We start from the raw sequence: 23,236 nt of genomic DNA on the forward strand, positions 1-23,236 counted from the left end.
AAATCATGACTCACCATTAGTATTCACCACCAATGCTAATGGCAGTATTAAATACATCAGCACCGCTTAAATCAACACCAGCTAAAACAGCGCCATCTACGTCACTATTATATAAACGGGAATTACTCAAATTCACGTTGGTGAGATTGGCATTATTTAACATCGTATCGCTAACAAATGCTTGTGTGAGATTAGCAGACTTTAAATTAGCTCCAGTTAAATCTGCACCTTCTAAGTTAGCACCTTCGAGATTAGCTCCTTTTAAATTTGCATTTCTTAAGTCAACACCGATTAGATGAGCGCCTTTAAGGTTAGCTCCTGCTAGATTGCATCCGGAACATTCTCTAGTTTCTAACAAGCGGCGGACAGGGGCGGAATTTTCTGCTTTGACGGGAATGGGAGCAGCTAAGGATAGCGTGCTGAGTAAGGCTGCTGCCGTCAAAAAAATTCGTTTCATAATTTACCTCGGACACTTCTAGAAGTCATTAAATTCTGAACTTCTACGATACCAGTGTGCCAAGATTACAGAATTCTGTCCTCATGCGATCGGAGGAATATATAAGTTCCATAAGACTAGGTATTCTTCCATTAGGTAGTCCGATGGGAGGAAATTTCCAACTGAAATTATATTAAACCTTGCCGCTACCTAATAGGTACAAGAGTGCCATCCGAACAGCAACACCGCTGGTAACTTGTGATTGAATCAGACTAAATTCTGGGTCATCCATCAATTCAGAACTAATTTCAACACCACGGTTGACTGGGCCTGGATGCAAAACTTTGACATTAGGTTTACAAAGTTGCAGTTTTGTGCGTGTAATGCCAAACAGTTGGTGATATTCTCGCAAACTTGGCAATAAATGAGCCGTCATCCGTTCCTTTTGCAGGCGCAAAGTCATGACAAAATCGGCATTCTGCAAAGCTGGTTCTAGCTGCCAATGTAAAAAAAGTTGGGGATTGGGGGAATAACTCCTGACTTCTGACTCCTGACTCCTACCTTCTACTTCCTCCGAGATAAACTCAGCAAAGAATTTAGGTAAAAGGGTTGGTGGTGCTGCCAGATGCACTTCGGCACCACTGGCAATTAAACTCCAAATATTCGATCGCGCCACACGAGAATGGAGAATATCTCCAACAATGGCAATCTTTTTCCCCTTTAAAAGTTCCAGTCGGGGACGATGTGGGTCAATTAGAGTAGTTATGGTAAATAAATCTAGCAGTGCTTGGGAAGGATGCTGGTGTTGACCATCACCAGCATTGAGGACGCTAACTCGTACACCTAGACGATCCATTTCAGCCGCGATCGCATTTGGTACTCCTGCCTCTCGATGGCGGACTACCATAATATCAGTTCCCATAGCCAAATAGGTTTTCGCCGTGTCGAGAATTGTTTCTCCCTTAGTCATAGAAGATGTGGCGGCGGCGAAGTTCAGCGTATCCGCACTTAAACGTTTGGCTGCGAGTTCAAAACTGCTGCGAGTCCGGGTAGACGATTCAAAAAATAAATTCGCCACTACCTGTCCCTGCAAAGTTGGCACTTTCTTTGTCCGCCGTGATAGCACCTCTTGAAAACTGGCAGCAGTTTGCAAAACTGTATCGTATTCAGTAGTAGTAAAGTCAGCCAGTGAAAGAATATGATGACGATTCCAGGTAGTAGTAGGCATAGAATTTGGGGAGTAGGGACAAGGGGAGCAGGGGAGCAGTGGAGAAATTGTAGCAAGTCTTTCCCTTCTGCCTCATATCCAATGCCCAATACCCAATGCCCAATGCCCCATTCCCTTTCATGTTGGTAAATGGAAAACGTTTAAAGCTAGAGAAATTAGGCTGAGGAACGTTAAAAACCCAATTGTATCTAGCATTGTAGTCACTAACGGACCACTAACCAAAGCAGGGTCAAGCTTCAGCCGTGTCAAACCCATTGGCAGTAAAGTGCCGAGTGTGACAGCCACAATTGTATTAGTTGCCATTACCATTCCGGCAATTAAAGCCACCCATCGTTCTTGGGGTCGCGCCCAAATTAAGGAAAGCAGGATCATCGTTGTGGCTAAAGCTAAGGCTGTACCTAAACCAGCTAGAAGTTCCTTGCGAAGAATTTTTAAGGTATCTTTGGGTGTTACCTCTCCTACTCCCAAGCCGCGGATTGTCACCGTTAATGATTGAATACCGACAGTACCACCAGTGTTAGAAAAAATCGGCATGATTACTGCTAGAACTGGCACTGCGGCAATTATAGATTGAAAAGGCGCGATCGCACTGGCTGCACCAATATATAGTGCCATGATCCCCAACAGCCAAGGTAAGCGGTTGCGGATGGTGAGTAAGGGAGAGGATAAAGCTGCTTCATCACCACTCACACCTGCCAGTTTTTGGATATCTTCTGTGGCTTCCTCTTCCAAAATATCCATAACATCATCAATGGTGACAATGCCCACCAATCGGTCTTCTCGATCGACGACGGGGATCGCGATTAAGTCATAGCGCTGCATAATTCGCGCCACTTCTTCTTGAGGAGTTTCAGTTCTAACTTTGATGACGCGATCGCTAGAAATATCCTTGATGAAAACATCGGGAAAGGTAAACAGCAATTGACGTAGTGAAACTACTCTCACTAGTGTGCGGTTGTCATCTGTGACGTATGCATAGTAAATCGATTCCTTGTCTTCGTCCTGACGGCGGATTTTGCTCAAGGCTTCGCCTACAGTCAATCCTTGCCGTAACCGGACATATTCGGTTGTCATCACCCGCCCAGCAGTACCTTCTGGATAGCCGAGAATCGTTGCTGTTGCTTGCCTTTGTTCTGGACTCAGTTCTTGTAATAGCCGTTTGATTACCCCAGCAGGTAGTTCATCAAATAATTCTGCCCGTTCGTCGGGACTCATCTCTTCTACAAGGTGCACCACCTGGACATCATGTAGGGAATTAATTAGTTCTTCTTGTACCTGTGTCGGCAGATATTCAAATACATCAATTGCCTGACCTTTGTTGAGTAAACGGAATGCGATCGCCCGTTGTTGTTCAGGCAATTGTGTAATGTATTCTCCCACATCCACAGGTTGCAAGCGATTTAAATCCCATTTCAACTGGTTTAAATCGGTAGTATCACTCAACAAATCACGAATATCTTCTGTGAGCATAATATATATCTCCTTAGTCTCTCCCGCGCTGGGAGACTTCCTCGCCACAGCTCAGAGGAGGTTGATACTGCCATCTTGTGGACTATGGTCCATAAAATTTCAACAATTCAATATCGATAGCTAAATCAAAGCATTGCTAGTCATCATCCTAACCCGGAATAGCGCAGTCCGGTAGATACTGAGAATTTTTTAGATTTTTAGTAGCTTTATGTACATTTTTTAGCTATATCTAATTTTCTGCGAGAGCTTGATCGTCTTTTTCATCAACGAAAAAACCAGTTTCTCCATCTGAAATAGCATCAGGGTATTTAGTAAATATCTTAGGGTGTAATAAATCAAACTAGGATATTTATTATGTAAACAAACTAATTAATTTTTTATGACTTACGCATTGATAGAGAAGCCAAAATAGCAACTATGCTTTTCAAGGCTTCTAGCTAGATTTTTGCTAGCCTGGAGTATTACTACATCTATACAAGTAGTATTTGGTATCAAGCAACTTCATGCGTAGTCACCTGGACGACGGAGAATTAGAAATGGGTTAGCAGATTTCACCTCATAGTCGTGGTAAGGTGTTTGAGCTTTGGCGATCGCTTCTGATGCAATCCACTCAGGATGGTTATCTTGCCACAGAGGATGCCGTAAAATCAGGATTGTCTGACGTTTTTGATTTTGGTGTACGTAACCTGTAAGAGTTCCGAACTGAGTGGGTAAGCCGTAACCAAGGCGTTGCAGGGTAGCAGTAATTGGTGCATTCATCCCTTGATATAGTTCACTCCAAGGATTTGGAATACTGCCGTTGGGGGAATTGAGATCAATTGCAGATGAGGCTGATAACACTAATTGCGCCATATCTAAAGCCAGTCGCCAATCTAATAAGCCGTGATAAGCAAGGTTTTGATAATCTCGCAAACATAAGTTGCATGATGTATCACAGGCGTTTCCATGTGGCTGATTTATCCACTTGTTGGCAATGCTATTAAGAATATTGGGATTCGCCAAATTCATCAATTTTTTAAATTCTTTTGGCTTTTCCAGAAACCGACAATATCCTGCCCCATTTTCTAGATGATCGCACAAAAAAGCCTGCCCGATCGCAGTTCCATTTTGCTCTAGCGATCGGAACCCAGCTTGCAACTCCATTGCATCCACATCTAATTGGGTGGCAGCTGCTACCCGCAACCAAAATGCAAAGGAATACCAAGCTGCACGTCCAATAACTGTGGTTGGATCTGCAAAAACACCAGTAGGCCATTCCTCAATATTTACCAACAAAATATCTGTCTTCCGGCGAGATAACAACGCCACCCGATAGGCAGAACCATAAGTAGTTACTGAGCTATTCTTATCTGAATGAACGGCATAAGCTCCGGGTTTGGGCTTACCATAAATTAAGGCATTCTGAAAGTCAAATCCGCCATTGCCGCCGTTGTCATTTACAGAAATTATGTGCTCATTAAATGCAGACACGGAAGCGTTAAGGATACGCTGTATATTGCCCACCTCAGCATTCACACTTAAAGATGGTCTGGTTGCGTTTGGTTGCCACTCAAATTGTCCATCAAAGTCTTCGGGTTGCAAGTTAGTAAAAAATCCCTTGGGTTCTCTAGTATCTAGACAACGCAAAGCATCCACCCCGCAGACTGGACAGGTATCTTTTGGTGGTTCCTGACCTCCTGGATGTGGTTTTTTTAACAATTTGTATGGGTAGATAACCGCTTGACAGTTAGCACAAAGTCCTAAAGATTTATTCTCTTGGGTGAGGGCTGGCACAAGTCCTGGTTTAGAATCTATATTCTTACCTTGGGGATATAACTCGACTACACCACAGGCTGTATGCACAGCTTTATCTTTAACTGTTTGGGAACGAGGGGCAAATTGACTCAGGGCAATATCTAGATTGCGATCAACTACTCCCTCTGTTGGTGGCCATTGGTTGGCGCGTGTGGGAAAACGAGTATAAAGCGATCGCACCCGCGTCGGAAAGCCAAACATCGGCAATAACCCAGCATTTGCTAAACGTTCACTTAACTTATCTTGGGTGTAAGTATCGTCTTCCACAACTGTTTGAATCTCTGGAATTAAATCATCGCGCAGGAAATTCAACATCTGGGCATTGCTGGCGTTGGGTAAAGCTGTCTGGACTCGCAAGCTATCTAATATACTGATTATGGCTGGCTCATTCTTGGGGTCGTGTAACCAATCTTGGATATCTGGTTTGTAATTATTCCAATCAATTACACTACCAAATTCACCGTGTACGTTGTCACCTCCATTAGCAGCACTAATACCTAAATCGCTAAAGGCTTGGCGTAAAACTTCCTTGATCAGAACCCGTTCAAAAATGGGAACGCTAGTCATATCAACATAGGGAGGTGGTGGCGGATCGCCTGTGATACTTTCTGGGCGTTGAAAGTAAAAATCATCGTGGCTTCTACCGCGACAGAAAGTTACAGCTAAGGCAACTCCAGCCGAACGTCTACCGGCCCGACCAACTCGCTGTTGATAGTTGAAGCGCCGGGGTGGCATATTTGCCATCATCACTGCCAACAGCGCACCGATATCAACACCCGCTTCCATTGTAGTTGTGACGCTTAAAAGGTCGATGCCTTGGACGCGGGAGATTTCATCATTAATAAAAATGTCTTGAAACCAGCGTTGGCGTTTGGTACGTTGATCTCGGTCGGTTTGTCCAGTTAACTCGGCGGCGTTCATGCGGAAGGGCTGACCTTCTAAGGAAAGATAGGTATAGTAATCGAAGTCGCCAGTTGGGTTTCCAGCACCAAGTTGTTGAGGATTTTTGTTGGTGTTACTACGGCTATTACATTCAGGACATAAGCCAGCAGCAGGATGGAGATAGAATGCATTGCAGCGATCGCACCGATATCCCTGATTTTTATCCGACGGTAGCATTAAATAAAGTTTATTTGGATCTAGTGACAAATTACCACTAGCCGCAATTCCAGCCTGTGATTGGAGTAATTGCTGTTGTATATCTTGAGGTTTTAAACCTGTAGACTCAATATACTTTTGGGCATAGCCGGGTAAGTTGTGATCTGTTCCAGGATAAAAAAACTTAGAATACTGGTGTCGGCGACGGATGCCTAATTGTCTGATAACTGCATCAGTAGCTTGAATTATTTTAGATGGTGTATTCTCTAGCGGTTGATAGCTGACCCACCCTTGCCCAAAACCCTCCATTGTGCGTACCATGTGATCAAACAATGGATTCATCAGTTCAGCAGTGAGCATATCTTCCAGTCGGGTAGCATGGTCAGTCTGGTTTTGTGTCGCTGGAAAAATTCTCGTCACCGAATTACCAGTCCAGTTGTAGCATTCAAACCAAGAATACCGTTGCTGACCCTGATTTTGTCCAATCCAGTAACTCAAGGCGCGAAAACTTGATCCACCGGGACAAATACCACACTCTAATAAAGCATCTCTAACTTTTTGCCGTAATTCCAACAATGGAATGCGTTCGGGATAGCGTTTGAGTAAACCAAGCCACGCACTACTCGCCTGTTGATTATTGGCGGGTAAACCCATCAGCCAGAAAAGCGCCTCTGTAACTAAGGTAGGATTAGCATTAGCAAAGCGATCGCGCCGAGTCATATCATCTGCTGCTTGGGTAACAGCACTATAAAGATTAGCGTTTAAAGTCTGCAATTTCGCAAGACTGGCTGGGTTATTAGCAGCAGTAATCCGCAAAAAGGCGATCAAATCATCCCAATATTGATAAAATGATTGGATTAGTAGTAGGCGCACCATATCGCGGTAATGGTCAAGTTCCATTCCCGCAGCCAGTTTAGCTGCATCTTGGCGACTATCAGAAAATATTACCAACTTGCGAGAACTACCTAATCCCTGTTGAGACGGTGCTGGCATTTCTCTCAATAATCCACTAGCAATAACTTGACAAGCCTTTTGAAAGCCGGTGCGGTGGATACGTAAAGGAGTCGGGAATTTATCTCGTTTACCGTAGTCAGCATCACATCGGGGACATTTTGTTGGTAGTGCTGGTTGATCTAAATCATCTCCCTTTACCTGATACAGCCACCCTGGAATCTCATCAGTTTTCGGTGGTGTAGCATTCTGAATGAGTACGCCTGTTTGTTTGTCTAACTTTGCTTTCACCCACTGGCGTTTTATCCGATCAACACTCCATTCTAAAACTTGAGGTTGTGTAGTCCAGGCTAGTGTTTCTCCCGGTAATGGCCAAAATACCCGATAGTTGCCGTAACGTTGATTCATCACAACCAAATCGGGTATACCTTCTAAGTTCGGCTGATCTGGCGTAAGGATATCTACTGTCTGGTTACTTAGCTTACGAGTACTTTTGTATCCTCCCAAAAAGACATCGCCGCAGACTTCGCACACAATTAAATCGAGAACGCGAGAACCACAACCGCAGCTGAGGCGATGGTTAGCATGGATAGCACCAATGGTTGGTGGATCGCTTTGTCGCTGAATTTGATCGACTTGGGTACAACTGGGGTTACAGCAAGCCCATAGGCTTTGCAAATTGTGGAAAAATAAATGTCCGCGCACAGGTTGGGGCGATCGCCCATTACTCAGTTTTGACATCCCCAATGCTAATAGTAGTCCCCGCATGGAGTCGGATACCAAACTATTAGCCGCAGCATTCGGGAAAAGTTCGTTATCTAAATCTGTTTGCTGTTTTTGTTTATTGGGATCTTTGACTTTCGCCGCCCGAACCGACGGCTGATTAGTTTGGCGAACAACGCGATCGACTTCCTGACAAGCATCGCGCAAAGCTTCACCTGCATCAACAATCGCTAAAGCCTCACCGAGTTGCTGTTCTTCACTAATTCCAGATTTGGAGTATCCTAACTTGCTAGCTAAGGTAGACATAGCCACACTATTAGCCGTTGGATCTGGCTGTGTCATTGACTGTAATGGATCGGGCTGCACAGACTGGGCAAATTCTGCAAAGGCACTTTGATATTTAACCAGAGATTTTCTGGCGTTGGCTTTTGGCTGTTGTTGTTGTCCAGTGATGAAAGCAAACTGTTTGTCATCACGTCCAAAAAATTCGCGCAGGAATTTTCTTCCTTCTGGGTTATCATCCAAACTTGCTGTAGTCGTGACTATCCGCAGCTTTGGCGAATTTGGTGTTAAACCCAACCGTGAAAAAAGCAAGCGTAAAATATAGGCAACTTCTGTTCCTGGAGTGCCACGATAGGCGTGTAATTCGTCAATAATCAGGAAAAATTGCCGTTCTGGATGATTTGGTTCTGCCAGCCAATCACGAGTTATATCAAAAATATCATTTTCAATGCTCCGCATCATCATAATGTTGAGCATCGAGTAGTTAGTAATTAAAATATCGGGTGGAGTATCTTGCATATCCCAACGTGACCACATTTCGCCACCATCAAGTCGGGGAAAGTAGTAAGGTAAATCGGGATTTAAAGATAAATTCGCCTGAAGTAGATTTTGTTGCTGCTTGGCACACTCATCTAATTCGTTTCGCAGTCTTTTGATTTTATCAGGTGTTGGTTCACCCGGAATCGGGGTTTGTCCAGTGTAACGCCCAAAGGTGATCCGGTTTGTGCCGCGTTCTCTATCTAGCCAATTGTGGATTTGTGGCGCTTCCAAAGTTTTTCTGAGTCGTCGCAATTGGTCTTCTACTAAGGCGTTGAGGGGATAGAGTATTAAACCTCGCATAGCTTTTGGGCGAGTAACGTGTTTCCACTGAGAAACGCGATCGCCTTGAACATCCCACCAGGAATGATTACTTGGTGGAGGCGGACTTGCCTCCCAAGTGCTGGATTCCCATGCTAAATGGGCGAGTAATGGTAATAAAAAGCACTCAGTTTTCCCGGAACCTGTACCAGTGGTAACAACTAAATCTTTTTGGTTGATTAAAACTTCTTTTAAACTTTCCCATTGGTGTTGATAAAGTTCGATTCCCCCTTCAAATAGCATTTTTCCCAGTTGTGCCAAATCATGGTATTTTTCAGGCAGTTGTTTGGCAGCAGTTTGTAAGTCTCTCCCAGATGAGGGATAAATGGGAACTGGTTCTATTAAAGGTGGTTGGCTTAAAATACCTGGTTGTTGTAAAAGGCGATCGCGTTCTGCCGCTAAAGAGCGATAACGTAGTGGAAAGGCACTTTTAATATACAGCTGATAGATATGGTTAAGTCTTTGATACGCTCCAACTACGTCATGCACAAATTAAAGCCTCTTCATATTTAACATTTAGCTTTTGACTCAATTGATGGGCAACTTCCCCACTCACGTTTTGATACAGCAGCCAGTTGCCCTGATATGTTGGCAGTTGTCCAGATGCCAGCACCAAAGCACGTTCATATAGTTCAGGCCAGCGCTGCTTTACTGGTATTGCCAAACACTTTGTAGCAAAATTGTAATGAGCTTGGCAAGATGCACCATGATAATACAAAGCTAGAAAGCGCAAACCATACCAATCACCTTGATGCCAAGTGTTAGTGTTTTGGTTGTAAAAAAGGGTGTAGCGGAGGTTTCGGTTTTCATCACACATCTGATACATCCCTGTTTCGTGAGGAATACCGCAGATTTCAAAATCATCACCGTCAAAGTGCTTCCATTCCCACCGACTCGGCACAATTACTGGCATATTCCTGAGATTTTGCTGCCAAGTAGCGATATCAGGTAGAATTTGGGCAAGTCGTGTGGATACTTCACCCGCATTGATGATTGGAAAATTATTTGCGATCGCATCAGGGTTATTCACCACCAATTGAATGCAGGGTGGTGCTTCCCCTCTGGGTTGATGAGTAATAGATGCTACAATACCATATTCTTCTAATTGTTTGAGTAAGTTCATACTGCGTTGACCACACAGTATAAATTCGGTATTATTTGAGTTAATTTTAACAAAGCTTGAAGGAGCCGCCGACCATTTGGAACCGTCTAGTGAAGATTCAAGATGTCCTAATAAGCGTAACCGTCGTAAGATGCGTTTAGGTTCCTGAAGTTGGAGTGCATTGCAGCTTTTTTGAAAGGATTCCCAGCTACCATTGCCGAGGGTTGATAACCAGTATAAGAAGCGATCGCTATTTTGGGAAGATTTCACCCAATCAGCATCAGAATGATTAATAGAGTGTAATTCTGTTAATTCAAACGGGTTCTCAGCACTGAGATTTTGTCTAAGTTCATAAGGAATAGGGCTGGTATAATCACGAACATCATGAGCTACACCAACCATCGGTTTTATCTGTTCATAAGTGAAGCCGCGATTCCCTGTGATAGGACGTTGAAAACACGATAATTTCAGTAAACTTGCTTGTAATTCTGTAGGTAATTCACCTACTTGGCAATTTTCAATTGCGAGAAAGAAACAAAACTCTTTCCGAGGTTTAGCTCCCTTTTCTACTCGCAAAAGCGGTATGATTTTACTAAGATTTTGACGTTGTACTTGTTCGGAAATTTGGTTGATTAGGTCTTGTGGGTTTCCCCGGTAATAAAATCCTGTATACCATCTTTTGACTTGTGGCATAATGCACCATGTTAATTCTAAATCGTTGAAATTTTTTGCTCTATTACACTGCCACAAATATGATATGCACAATCAATTTTGAACACTTCACAAGGCACATATTTTTCTATGGTAAGATAATCCCAATCTACAATTTTGATTAAACGTTGACTTGATTCACCTACAAAATTAGCTTCTATTAGATAATCACCAGGATGGGAAAAATTCAGCGATATAGAAGTATTTGCAAGTTGCGAACTATCAACAATTACCTGATTATCAGATAATCGAGTTACTTTTAATTCTGCGTTACGGTAAAAGCCAAAAATAGTAATTTGTGGCCCATGATTCACAAGCCAAGCGCCAATTTTGGGTACGCGCAAGCCGCCAGACAAACTAATTGATAATTTGACACTTGGTTGCAAAGCATACTTAAGAGTTTGATTTTTGATGAAGACTCCATCCCAAGCTTGAGAAACAACCATGCACTGCTGAAGTTCTACCCATCCAGAATTATTAAATATCGGCTGAGGTGTACAACTCGACTTTAGTAAATGCTCATCTTGCAAGCGTTGAATATCACTGAGCAATTCTTGTTTGCACAGGAGAATAAACGGAGTACCTAATGATGGGGCTTGCCAAGATGCATAAGCTCCAGAATCAGGATTTTCAGGATCGGGAATTAGTATCCAAAAGTCACGAGCAGGCAAAATTAGGTAATCTAGATCGTCTTGAGAAGTAATTTGGTATTTAGCACCATTTTCTAACTCTTTCTGACTGACTGAATACTCTAAAGGAGAATACCATCCACGGCGTTCTTCTCTTAATGAGTGAGTATTATCTCCCTGTTTAACCTCTACTGATTCTAGGCTGCGTCCTCGCTGCTGTTTGGGGTAAAGAGAATAATCTACCTGACCTAAAAATATATCTTCAGCCCGATATAAACCACAGAAAAGATGACGACTCCAAGAGCAATAATTATTCTTGTCTGCCGTAGGACATCCTTGAGCTTTCCACTGTTCATAAACTTGATGCAACGCTTCCAAAATCGCCTCATGGCGTTGCTTATTTTCCGTCAGTAAATCTTTTAAATGGATGCTAAATACCCCTGCTTCTCGTCGAACATGATCAAACAAAGTTTGGGCATCCCATTCTGCTTGCCATTGCTTCTCTTGGAATAGTTTTCGCAATTTATCTTTATCAGTACGACGCAGTAAGGATTGAGAAATCGGATAATTAATATAGGTAGTTGAAGCACCACGCCCCCGTTCTGCTGAAGGTAAAAATCTATCTTCCATTAGCCAACGATTCCACTCGCGCCAAAGGGGTTCTTCAGCTTCATTACCAAATTTCATCCCCAATGGACGAGCAAAACCAGGCAAGGCTAAAATCTCTCGTAAACGTTTGAAATAATTAGTTTCTGATGTATTTTCTTCTTGAGCCATTTGTGAAGCGGCTAAAATTGTAGCGCATAAAAAAGCAACTCCTTTGGGTAATCCTTGCGAATCACGCCCTTTTAAATGCTGCAAATTAACCTGTCCCTCAAAGATGACTTTTCTTCTCACTGCTGTGCAGAAGTCATCAACCCAAGTACCACTTGTAGATGATTGTCCAAAATGATAGCCAATACGTTCTATTACATCTTCATCAACGCTCAAATAAATTTTTGTACCCTGTGGCGTACCTTTGATAAAATAATCAATTAAAGCCTGATTCCAATCTGTATAATTCGCCATTTGGGTTTAATGCAAGCGCTCGTTAAATCACCATAATTGGTGATAATTTTTCTAATGTAAGTAGGCACTTAAAAATTTAATTGGAAATGATGTTTAATAACACAGGCAATCATTGATGAGGGCTTGTTGTTTACTTCGCCACTCAATCAAATATTTTATTTCCAACTTAAAAATTATTATAAAGCTAGAATAGTTACCATTGCATACGTAATTTAACTGAAACTACTAGTCGTCTATCTAAGTTAATTATCAACAAAAAGAATTCGTTATGCCTTAAAAAGCTGAAAGTATAAGTATAAAATTTTACTTATATTCATGAAGATTTGAACAAATATAATATTTTCGTTGGCGATCACTAAAATTAAGTACCCGGAAACCTATTAACAAGAGATAATAATAAACTCACACCACCCTCAGCTGTTGTCTCATCAACCATTACAGAACTTATTCTGGCTTGGTTTAGATAATTCACCTCGCAGCCATAGGGTCATTTGCAAGTTGTTCTGAACCAAATCATGAAAACATCTACCAATTTGCTAGCTCGCCTGGACTATTACTACCAGCAAATCAAAACGATAATTCTGACTCGGCAGAATCCGATTACTGGTTTACTACCTGCGAGTACAGCGATTACAGCCCACGGCGATTATACTGATGCCTGGGTGCGAGACAATGTTTACAGCATTTTGGCAGTTTGGGGTTTAGGACTTGCATACCGCAAGATTGACGACGACAAAGGACGCACCTATGAATTAGAACACAGTGTCATTAAACTAATGCGCGGGTTGTTGTTTGCGATGATGCGACAGGCTCATAAAGTAGAGACATTTAAACATACTCAGTCGCTACTAGATGGACTACACGCCAAATATAATACTGCGACTGGTGATATTGTTGTTGGTGATGATGAATGGGGACATTTGCAACTTGATGCCACATCTATATTTTTGCTGATATTGGCGCAAATGACGGCAGCAGGATTACAAATAATTTATACGATTGATGAAGTGAATTTCGTCCAAAATTTGGTTTACTATATTGGACGAGCTTACCGCACACCAGATTACGGCATTTGGGAACGTGGGAATAAAATTAATCGTGGCAATGCGGAGTTAAATGCCAGTTCTGTAGGCATGGCAAAAGCTGCTTTAGAAGCTATCAATGGACTGGATTTGTTTGGTGTGCGTGGTAGTCAAGCATCGGTGATTCATGTGCTACCAGATGAAATCGCCCGTGCCCGGATTACTTTAGAATCACTATTACCAAGAGAATCTGGTTCCAAAGAAATTGATGCAGCGCTGTTAAGTATTATTAGTTATCCTGCCTTTGCGGTAGAAGATTTGGAGTTACGCGATCGCACCTTAAACGATATTATCAATAAACTCGCAGGTAAATACGGCTGCAAACGCTTTCTGCGTGATGGACACCAAACCGTTTTAGAAGATCATCAGCGCTTGCACTACGAACCGTGGGAACTCAAGCAATTTGAGCATATTGAATGCGAATGGCCGTTATTTTTCACTTATTTAGTTCTAGATGGATTATTTCGTGGCGAACAAGAACAAGTTAAAAAATACCAAGAGCTTTTAGAATCATTACTCATAGAACAAGATGGTTTGCGTTTATTGCCAGAACTTTATTATGTTACCGCAGAAAATATAGAAGCAGAAAAGTTATCACCCCAAACGCAACCACGTTTGCCTAATGAAAATATTCCTTTGGTGTGGGCGCAGAGTTTATATCTTCTCAGTCAAATGTTGAGTGAAGGTTTAATAGCAGTTGGTGATATTGACCCTTTGGGAAGACATTTGTGTGTGGGCAAACAGCGTGAAGCATTGGTACAAATTGCCTTGTTAGCAGAAGATGAAGATTTACAAACGAAATTAGAAGTTCACGGAATTGAAGCGCAAACACCCACCCAAGTAGAACCGATTCAAGTGAGAAAAGCTGGAGAATTTTCCGCTATTTATACCCAAATTGGACGTAACAATAAACTTGGTTTAACTGGGCGGCCAGTGCGGCGGCTGCGGAGTTTAACAACATCTAGAATCTTTCGGATTAGCGGTGAAACAATTGTATTTTTGCCTTCATTCTCAGATTCTCAACAGTTTTACTTAACCCTTGACTACCATTTTTTGCTGGATCAAATTAGAGGCGAACTAGCTTACATTCAAAAATATTGGAGCGATTTAGGACGTCCTACTCTAACTTTAATGTTGACGCACACCATGTTAGAAGCCGGTTCGGAAGCATTACTAGAACTGATGCAAGAACTGAAAGATGGTGTTTGTAACGGTGTGCGGGTGAAATTAGGGCGGCTAAATCAGCTAATGCTAACAGCAGGAATCCAAAGAATTGATTTTCTGCCAAATGCAGAATTCTCGCGATCGCCAGTCAAAAATGCTAGCCCACGTTGCTATTATCTAGCTTATCATCCTGATAAAAACTGGCGCTTAGGACATACCCAAGAATTTCAAATGGAGTATGAAACGAACTTGGGGTTATTACTTTCTTATTTGCGCTCATCAGAGAATATCTACGAACAAATTGAGTTATTGCAAACTTTAACTCGCTTGCAGGGAATGAAATTTGATACAGGGTATGGCGGCCCAGGATATCCCGTTACCGTAGCCGATTTACTAGATGAAGTTTACACCAAAGCCGGAGATTTAGGCATTTGGGCAGTAGTGCGTCGGGCTGCGGGGTTACGGCAAATGGTTGATATCAGCCTATCAGATGCAGTAACGAGTATTTTGGTGCGAGGTAAGCAAATTGCTGTAGGTAAAGCTTACAGTGAAGCGTCCTTGATTACCGTACCCATGTCCCACGATGAAATTGCCGATAAAATTAATCATTTTTGTCGTGAGGATATACGCGATCGCGTCCTGACTCAAGAGATTTTAATCTATCTTGGTATCTTAATTCGCTCAGAACCCGAATTATTCAAGGGACTACTAACCTTGAGAGTCGGCTATCTGATCCTGTTGATAACCAGCGAACTAGCGCAGGAATTACATGTCACTCAAGATGAAGCTTACGATCGCTTAATGCAACTGTCACCCTTTGAAGTTAAAATGCGCTTGCGTCAGGTATTAACTGGATATACTGGCATGAGTAACCTGTTACGCCAGCAAGAATCACTGCACGTCAAACAAAAAGAAAGTGATATTGCTTGGGTAGTGTTACCGGGAATCGCCGAAGGAATAGAAGTCCCGCCGAGCGGTTGGCGGCGGTTTCGTCAAGCCGAAGGTGCGACGGGGCGCGTACCAAAAGAGTTTTTTAAGCAAGTTTGGCTGTTAATGCAACATTGCAAAGGTCTAGTAATTGGCGATAAATTAGAGCGCCGCAATCGTTTAGATAGTGAGATAATGCTGTCGGAAATGACAGCAGGGGAAAGAAATTTTGCTCTGTTGGTTGAGCATTTGCTGAATAAAATCGAAGCTTCAGAATACCGCCAAGTTAATATTGAAGCATTAATCGAATTAGGAGCGATCGCTGCCAATAATCCCAAGCTGCAAATCGAAGAATATATTGTGTTGGATGTATTAATTGGACACGCAGTGCGATTGGCGTGGTTAGAGAATCATAGTCAAAGTAGCGATCGCTATGATGAGGATAAGGCGAGTGCATGGCGATCGTTTTACAATACCTCTCCTAGAGATTGCGCTAGTTATATTTTGAAGGCATTCAGGTTCTTGACGGAATTTGTGAAAGATTTTTAAACGCAAAGGGGCGCAGAGGTAAACGCAAAGGAACGCAGAGGATGAGAGAGAATGAGTTGAGTGGGATGATTATTGGGTGTGCGATGAGGGTGCATACTGCTTTGGGTCCTGGTTTGTTGGAATCGGCTTATGAGGAGTGCTTGGATTATGAGTTGAAGAAAGCTGGATTGAATGTTGGTAAGCAAATTCCATTGCCTTTAGTCTATCAAGATGTGCAATTGGAATGTGTTTATCGATTAGATTTGATTGTCGAAAACCAAGTAATTGTAGAGATTAAATCTGTAGAATCCTTCCACCCAATTCACTCCGTTCAACTCCTAACCTACCTCAAACTCGCAAACTGCAAACTAGGTCTTCTCCTCAACTTTAACGTCCTCCACCTCAAAGAAGGTATTAAACGGGTAGCCAACAACCTCTAACTCCTCCTCTCACTCTCTATCATCCTCTGCGAACCTCTGCGCTTCCCTTTGCGCCCCTTTGCGTTGAAAAAAATATCCCCCACCTCAGATTCCAAAAGCAGGGGTTTTATTAAAACTACTTAACAGAAACAGCATCAACATCAATAGTGCTTGCAGTCGAAGTAGAACCCTCTGGAGTATTAGGTACTTCAGTACCCACCTCACCCTTACGAGTTTTCCAGCCTTCAATTACTAGCCCAGATACCTCACTAACTAGCAGAGTCAAGAGGAAAACATCATCAATCTGTCCCACAACGGGTATAAAATCTGGGAGAACATCAAATGGGCTGACCAAATAGACCAACGTTCCTAAAATTACCCACCAACGGTATTTTGGGTTACGAAGTACACTGCGATACCAGGTGTAAAGTGCTTGGATTGAAAATTTCATATTTTGAACCTCCAGTTATCTTTTATTTTGACAAATTATGCTAAAAACTCACGGTGCGAATAACCGTCCTAGTTAGTTAGGAAGACGCTACTAGTAATTTGTCAACAAAGATAAATAAGTAGGTAGCGGGTTTATCCTAAACAGACATGAGTCCAATATAGACTGAACAAGAACAACCCCTTTCCTACTAGCGTTGGTGAGTAAGATTCAAAGCCTTTCTCCTTTTTTACCCAATTTTCGAGTGCAAGGCTGATTAATCGCTTGGTGCTGATATCTGCTGCTCTACCCATAAGAGATATACCTATGTACTGATTGTACTTTGCTAGAGATTTTATAAATTACTCGGTATAGTCTTGAACTTCTGTGCAGACCCCAAAGAATAATCTTCTAATTTAAAATCAGCAAAAGGCTTCTTTTCTAATCTATTCCGTAGCGCCTCGTCAAGAATAACACCTGATGATTCTCTTTTAACACCAATAATTATTACACTTGTCTGATATGTCGTTAAATCCTTTGCTTGACAATCACTCCGTTGAAATTGACCCAAATTCAATAAGCGATAACTTTTGACACTTGGTGTATTAATAAATAAATTTTTGACCAAAATTTGTATTTGTTTAGAACGTTCTAAAGCCACACGTTCTTGAACTAATCTATCACCTTTACAAGAAGCTGTGCCAACAGAGATAATCTCATTGGGAGCTTCTATTATCTTCTCTATACCTTCTTGTTCTAAGTTCAACTTCAAAAGGTCAATACTAATAATCTCATCATTGTATTTAATTTGAAAGTTGCTACCTAAAAGCCATTTATATTTCAGTGATAAAACGGCTATATTAAACTCAGCTATCCTTCCCTGGCTATCCCTACCTTCTTGATAAGAAAAATAATCGATATTACCTTTTTTTTCTGGATATTGTCTGTAATCAGATGTTTCAAAAACATCTGATTTCCGCGTGGCTAAAGCCACTATACTAAGTAATCCTAATATTACTAATAGAACTGCAAAAAATCCTAATATAGGCACTTTTTCCGGCTGCTTATTTGGATGTAATGAGTTGTTATTAATATCTCCAGTTAAATGTTCAACGTTAGAAGATTCTATGATATTACTATTTGTCGGAGTCGTGTCTGTTAATTGAGTTTCGATTTCTTCTAGGGAATGCAAAATTTCTTGAGTACTGGCAGGACGTTTTTCTATTTCCGATGCTGTTAGCCAATCAATTAAATTCAATAGTAAGGGTGAAATATGGGTAGCATGATTTTGCCAGTGCAACAAATTTTGCTGGACATCATACATCTCTAAAGGATGATATCCTGTCAGCAAAAATACAAAAGTGCGTCCCAAAGCAAAGAAATCTGATTGCGGTACTGCTTGACCATTCATTTGTTCTGGGGCGCTGTAGCCAGATGACATAAGTGCTGGCATCTTGTCGCCGTTGCTTAGTTGGTCTTGGTAGATTTTATTAATTTCACTGGCGGTGCCATAATCAATCAGTACTAGATTCCCCCAATCCTGCTCAAGGGGGGATCTAATCATGATGTTAGATGGCTTAATATCTCGATGTAGGTACTGTTTGCTATGTACTACATCTAAAATTTCTATCAACTGTCTTAACCAGTTTATGGCTTGTTCTTGGGATATAGGGCTATTTTGCTGCTGTAGCCATTGTTCTAAGTTATAGCCATCGATTTTTTCCATTGCAATGCAATGCAACACTAAACCATTTCGAGTTTGATACTGGAAGTAACTATCTTCTTTGGGAATTCCGGGATGCTTGAATTGTCCCAACACGGTTACTTCTTGCTGAAATAGTTCTACTGCTTTGGCGTCGCCTGATAAATCTTCTTTGAGTATCTTGAGAATTTTGGGGGTATCTTGCTCGTATGCCTCATAAACTTTACTAAAACCTGTTTTGTCACTCATCAGGCACGTCACCCGATAACGCCCTAGTAATTCTAGATGGGAACCACAACTTTGACAAAAGCGGTTTTGATGATTATTCGGGTGATTTGGTTTAGGGCAAACAGGGTTGATACAAAGGCTCATGACAGGAGAGTAGGGAGTAGGGAGTGGGGGAGATCAGGGAGTGGAAAAGCAAAGGAGTAGGGCAGCAGGGGAGCAGAGGAGAAGTTGCAGTAAGTTTTTCCCCTCTGCCCCTCTGCCCGTTTGCACCTCTGCCTCTTATGCCCAATGCCCAATCCCCCATGCCCAATGCCCAATGCCCAATCCCCCTAGACATCGCTCCTATTAATTCTTCTGATGCTGTATGATAATCCCGTCCAATAATCATGAGATTTTTTATTTGTGTTCAGCCAAGAAAGCTGCCACAGTTTGGTTAAATGCCTCTGGTTGTGTCAAAAACGGCCAATGATTGCCGGGAACTTGGCAGATACGTAAGTTTTGAAGATAAGTTTTGTAAGGTTGAATTTGCCAATTTTGGTGGTTCAGTCCTTGTTGTGGTTGGACGAATAGGGCAGGGGTGTCAAGGGTAATTGTAAAACCAGGCACTTGCATTACTGCCTCAAAAATTCCGTCGCGGGCGGCTATGGTAAATTTGCTGCCCCAACTCCCATCGGGTTTTTGTTCTATTCCTGCTTGGAAAACTTGCTCTTGTAAGGGAGTCCATCCTTGATATTGCTTTAATTGCCGTGCTTGTTGTTCGGCTTCTTCCTGACTGGCAAAGGGGCCCATGCTTTTAAGAAAAGGCAAGAAGCGATATAACATTGGGAAAGTTACCCTGAGAAGACTAGGCATTTTCCAGATGAAAATTGGATCGACCAGGATTATACTCCGTAAACGCTTTGGGTTTTGTCTTGCCCAGATAGCGGCTAATTTTCCTGTCCACGAGTGACTTACAATATGGGCAAAAGTCCATCCAAGACTATCCATGAGTGCTTCAAGGTCTGCGATCGCACTCTCAAAGCTATAATCTATCTCTGGTTTACTACTTTGGCCATGTCCACGCATATCTGGCGCAACTATGTGGTATTCCGCCGCCAAGTAATCTCCTAAACTAGACCACACCAGAGCATGATCGCCTAAGCCATGTAACAGCAGTAAAGGTTCTTGACCTTGATTCCATTCTAAATAAGAAAGTTGGATATCAGGCTTTGATAAAGTTTGACGTACAGGCATCATTGCACATCCAGGCTTAGATAGTTTTGCGTTTATATGGTATTGCAGAAGGAGATGGGGAGCAGAGGAGCAGGGGGACAAGGAGAATAACCATACCCAATGCCCAATCCCCAATTCAATTGTTACCATTTACCATTTTATGACTCTGAGGATTGTACCAATTGACACGAAATAATGAGGCTAATGAATGCCAAGATCAAGAAAAGGATGCCCCAAGGATATTAAAAGTACTATGCCAGAATTACACCAATCAATTGCCCAGCATTATCACGAACGGACTAAATACAATCCTGAGACTCTCGCTTCCAAAAGTCAGCGATTAGACTGGACTAAACAGCCAGTGCCCTTCAAAGAGTACAAAATTGGCTCTACTTTTGATCTCAAACCCTATATCCAAGAAAAAACAGAGACTTATGCGAATAACCCAGATGCTCAATGGTGGCAAAGACTTTCACGGCTATTGTTTCGCAGTTATGGATTGACGGCGAAAATGCCTTCTATGGGTAGTGCAGTGTATTTACGCGCTGCTCCCAGTGCAGGCGGACTATACCCTGCTGAGGTGTATGTGGTTTCCCGTGGTACGTCGTTATTGCCGCCTGGTCTATATAACTACCAGTGTCGAACTCATTCTCTCATGCATTATTGGGAAAGTGATGTTTGGCAAACTCTCCAAGCAGCTTGTTTCTGGCATCCTTCTTTAGAAAATACCCAATTAGCAATTATTGTGACTGCGGTATTCTATCGTTCTGCGTGGCGCTATGAAGATCGGGCTTACCGTCGGATTTTTCTGGATACGGGACATCTGTTGGGTAATATCGAGTTAGCTAGTGCGGTTACTGATTATCGCCCCCATTTAATCGGCGGCTTTGTCGATGAATCGGTCAACGATCTGCTTTATGTCGATCCGCAACAAGAAGGTGCGATCGCTGTCTTACCTCTGGCAGACTTGTTAGATGTTAATCAAAATTTACCATTGGGATGTACTGCTTTACCTTCGGCTACCGAAACTAGTTATCCTCAAATCCCCGATGGCGAGCTACTAACATATTTCCATCGACACACCCAGATCCAATCAGGTGTAACTGGTAATCTTAATCTACCAACTATTAAACAAGAAAAATCTTTAGAGGATAAATACAATTTTCCTTTCTGTTTAAAAATTCCCACCACCACTGCACCGATAAACTGGGGACAAAAACTATCAGAACTGGAAAGCACTATGTATAAGCGACGCTCTACCCGCGCTTACAATGGTGATGATTTAAGCTTCGATGAATTGAAAAGTTTACTCGATTTCACTTACCAGCCGCAAAATTACATCGACCAAAGTTTAGATATTTCTCCAGACTACTTTGATTTGAATTTAATCGAAACGTTCATTGCTGTTTGCGGAGTCAAAGGATTGGAAGCGGGTTGTTACTATTACGCACCCAAAGCCCAAGAATTACGTCAAATTCGCTTTAAAAACTTTCGGCGAGAGTTACATTTTCTCTGTTTAGGACAAGAATTAGGGCGGGATGCAGCAGCGGTATTATTTCATACAGCCGATTTGAAAGCTGCGATCGCACAATATGGCGATCGCGTTTACCGTTACTTGCACATGGATGCCGGTCATTTGGGACAACGCCTCAATTTAGCTGCAATACACCTGAATGTAGGCGTCAGTGGTATCGGTGGATTCTTTGACGATCAAGTAAATGAAGTTTTGGGTATTCCTGCTGATGAAGCTGCTTTATATATCACTACATTGGGACGCCCAAGATAAAAATAATCCCAGAGGTGCAAAGAATCCAGAGAGTTTCTTTCTATGTTTTTTACGTCTCTGTGCAAGCTTACGGGGCTACAAAAAGGGCTAGGATGGAGATAAAATAAGCCTCATCGCCCTTTCTTCCTTGTTGGTAGTACTTGTGCTTGTTAGGACTTAGTATCAATTAATTCGGCAACTAACTCGTAGTCATCTTCCATGAAATTGACCCAATTAGATCCATATAATCCAATATAAAAACTGCTATGACGGCGAATAGTCCGTCTAGATTCTTTAATTCGACCGACATATTTTTGGATACCTATACATTTAATTTATGGTTGGGGTCTAAATACCCATCCATGACCTAATTGAGAATTGCGAATTGCGAATGGGGATTTTGGTAAATCCGGGTAATTTACGTTTTTGTCAGTTTTTCCTGAATGAATGTCCTGTTTTGCATCTCGACTAGCTGTAGATGTGATTAGAAACGGATTATTAGGGAGAATTCTTTGAGCATCGAAAACGACGGTCGCGGCAGTGGCAGGTAGTGTTATGGCTTTTGTATTAGTTATAGATAGCGTCGGCGCAGCCCAACCTAGTCATCGCTATAGACTGGTAAAGCTCCGATATTAAGCTGGTGTTATGTTGAATGGGGCAAGAGTGATTAAAAAGGGTTAATGTCTCTTACCTGCTCCCAGATATAGCTCACCCACTTTCGGGTCATTCAACAATTCTTCACCAGGGCCGGATATCGCATCACGTCCCGATTCTAATACATATCCACGATTAGCCATCTCTAAAGCTTTACGAGCATTTTGTTCTACTAATACGATCGCAGTACCTGCCTGATTAATTTGTTTAATCTGCTCGAACACTTGTGTCACCAAAATCGGCGACAAAGCAGCAGATGGCTCATCTAAAATCAGCAAACCAGGTTCCAACATCAAAGCTTTGCCCATCGCTAGCATCTGGCGTTCTCCTCCAGAGAGAGTACCAGCACGTTGACGACGGCGATCGCTTAATCTAGGAAACATAATAAATATTTTATCTTTAATTGGTTTCAAAGGAACGTTAAGCACAAAAGCACCCATCTCCAAATTCTCTTCAACACTCAGAGAAGGGAAAACATTGGCGATTTGCGGTACGTAGCACATTCCTCGTTGGACAATTTGATTGGACTTTAGCCCCACGATATTTTCACCTTTGAAGGTAATTGTGCCTGTGTGGGGGAGCAAAAGCCCAAAAATTGCTTTTGCCAAAGTAGATTTACCCGCACCGTTGGGGCCAATCACTGTCACCAATTCCCCTGGTGCAACCTGAAAATTTACACCTTGCAGGATATCTACATCTTTGATATATCCAGCGTGGACATTTTGAACTTCTAATAAATAATCATTTGTCATTGGTTATTTGTCATTGGTCATTGGTC

Annotated in this window: 13 protein-coding genes and 1 pseudogene; 3 read left to right on the forward strand and 11 right to left on the reverse strand. The window is 42.1% G+C overall.

Translation table 11 applies throughout. The features are described 5' to 3' along the window. Positions 1 to 16 precede the first annotated feature (16 nt). From NLP_RS15900 to NLP_RS15925, 6 genes are all read right to left on the reverse strand, one after another. Entirely contained in the window at positions 17 to 457 is a 441-nt protein-coding gene (locus NLP_RS15900; protein WP_104907237.1) for a pentapeptide repeat-containing protein, read from the reverse strand. 172 nt (positions 458 to 629) lie between these two features. Further along, entirely contained in the window at positions 630 to 1,664 is a 1,035-nt protein-coding gene (locus NLP_RS15905) for an aspartate carbamoyltransferase catalytic subunit (RefSeq protein ID WP_104907238.1), read from the reverse strand. 117 nt (positions 1,665 to 1,781) lie between these two features. Beyond that, positions 1,782 to 3,134: a magnesium transporter gene (mgtE, locus tag NLP_RS15910; protein WP_104907239.1), complete on the reverse strand. Its 1,353-nt coding sequence runs from the start codon at positions 3,132 to 3,134 to the stop codon at positions 1,782 to 1,784. Positions 3,135 to 3,635: 501 nt separating this feature from the next. Then, the gene (locus tag NLP_RS15915; protein ID WP_104907240.1) at positions 3,636 to 9,329 is read right to left on the reverse strand and encodes a DEAD/DEAH box helicase; all 5,694 of its coding nucleotides are present in this window, start codon (positions 9,327 to 9,329) and stop codon (positions 3,636 to 3,638) included. After that, positions 9,322 to 10,635, reverse strand: coding sequence for a hypothetical protein (locus NLP_RS15920; protein WP_104907241.1), 1,314 nt, complete (start codon positions 10,633 to 10,635; stop codon positions 9,322 to 9,324). Before NLP_RS15920 ends, NLP_RS15915 begins: the two co-directional genes overlap by 8 nt. Positions 10,636 to 10,652: 17 nt before the next feature. Beyond that, entirely contained in the window at positions 10,653 to 12,350 is a 1,698-nt protein-coding gene (locus tag NLP_RS15925) for a hypothetical protein (RefSeq protein WP_104907242.1), read from the reverse strand. A 515-nt stretch (positions 12,351 to 12,865) separates the two neighbouring features. On the opposite strand from NLP_RS15925, the gene NLP_RS15930 reads away from it, so the two are divergent. Together NLP_RS15930 and NLP_RS15935 are read left to right on the forward strand one after the other, a co-directional pair. Further along, positions 12,866 to 16,072, forward strand: coding sequence for a glycoside hydrolase family 15 protein (locus NLP_RS15930; RefSeq protein ID WP_104907243.1), 3,207 nt, complete (start codon positions 12,866 to 12,868; stop codon positions 16,070 to 16,072). A 41-nt stretch (positions 16,073 to 16,113) separates the two neighbouring features. Continuing rightward, a complete protein-coding gene (locus NLP_RS15935; protein ID WP_104907244.1) occupies positions 16,114 to 16,491 on the forward strand; it encodes a GxxExxY protein in 378 nt (125 codons plus the stop codon). A gap of 115 nt (positions 16,492 to 16,606) precedes the next feature. Here NLP_RS15935 and NLP_RS15940 read toward each other — a convergent pair whose 3' ends face one another. The 3 genes from NLP_RS15940 to NLP_RS15950 all read right to left on the reverse strand — a co-directional run bounded on the left by NLP_RS15940 (position 16,607) and on the right by NLP_RS15950 (position 20,060). Beyond that, positions 16,607 to 16,921, reverse strand: a complete 315-nt coding sequence (locus tag NLP_RS15940; protein WP_104907245.1) for a YkvA family protein — start codon at positions 16,919 to 16,921, stop codon at positions 16,607 to 16,609. Between the two features lie 331 nt (positions 16,922 to 17,252). After that, positions 17,253 to 18,971 carry a serine/threonine-protein kinase gene (locus NLP_RS15945; RefSeq protein ID WP_104907246.1) on the reverse strand — a complete coding sequence of 573 codons (1,719 nt, stop codon included), beginning with the start codon at positions 18,969 to 18,971 and terminating at the stop codon, positions 17,253 to 17,255. 252 nt (positions 18,972 to 19,223) lie between these two features. Then, on the reverse strand, positions 19,224 to 20,060 hold the full coding sequence (locus tag NLP_RS15950) for an alpha/beta fold hydrolase (protein ID WP_104907247.1): 837 nt from the start codon (positions 20,058 to 20,060) through the stop codon (positions 19,224 to 19,226). Between the two features lie 232 nt (positions 20,061 to 20,292). Between NLP_RS15950 and NLP_RS15955 the strand changes: the two genes are divergently transcribed. Then, a complete protein-coding gene (locus NLP_RS15955) occupies positions 20,293 to 21,825 on the forward strand; it encodes a SagB/ThcOx family dehydrogenase (RefSeq protein WP_104907248.1) in 1,533 nt (510 codons plus the stop codon). A gap of 87 nt (positions 21,826 to 21,912) precedes the next feature. Here the strand turns inward: NLP_RS15955 and NLP_RS15960 are convergent. Continuing rightward, positions 21,913 to 22,139: pseudogene (locus tag NLP_RS15960) on the reverse strand (IS4 family transposase); the annotation flags it as partial. A 342-nt stretch (positions 22,140 to 22,481) separates the two neighbouring features. Continuing rightward, entirely contained in the window at positions 22,482 to 23,210 is a 729-nt protein-coding gene (locus tag NLP_RS15965; RefSeq protein WP_104907249.1) for an ABC transporter ATP-binding protein, read from the reverse strand. Between the last annotated feature and the right edge of the window lie 26 nt (positions 23,211 to 23,236).

This window comes from Nostoc sp. 'Lobaria pulmonaria (5183) cyanobiont' (assembly GCF_002949795.1).
Lineage (GTDB): Bacteria > Cyanobacteriota > Cyanobacteriia > Cyanobacteriales > Nostocaceae > Nostoc.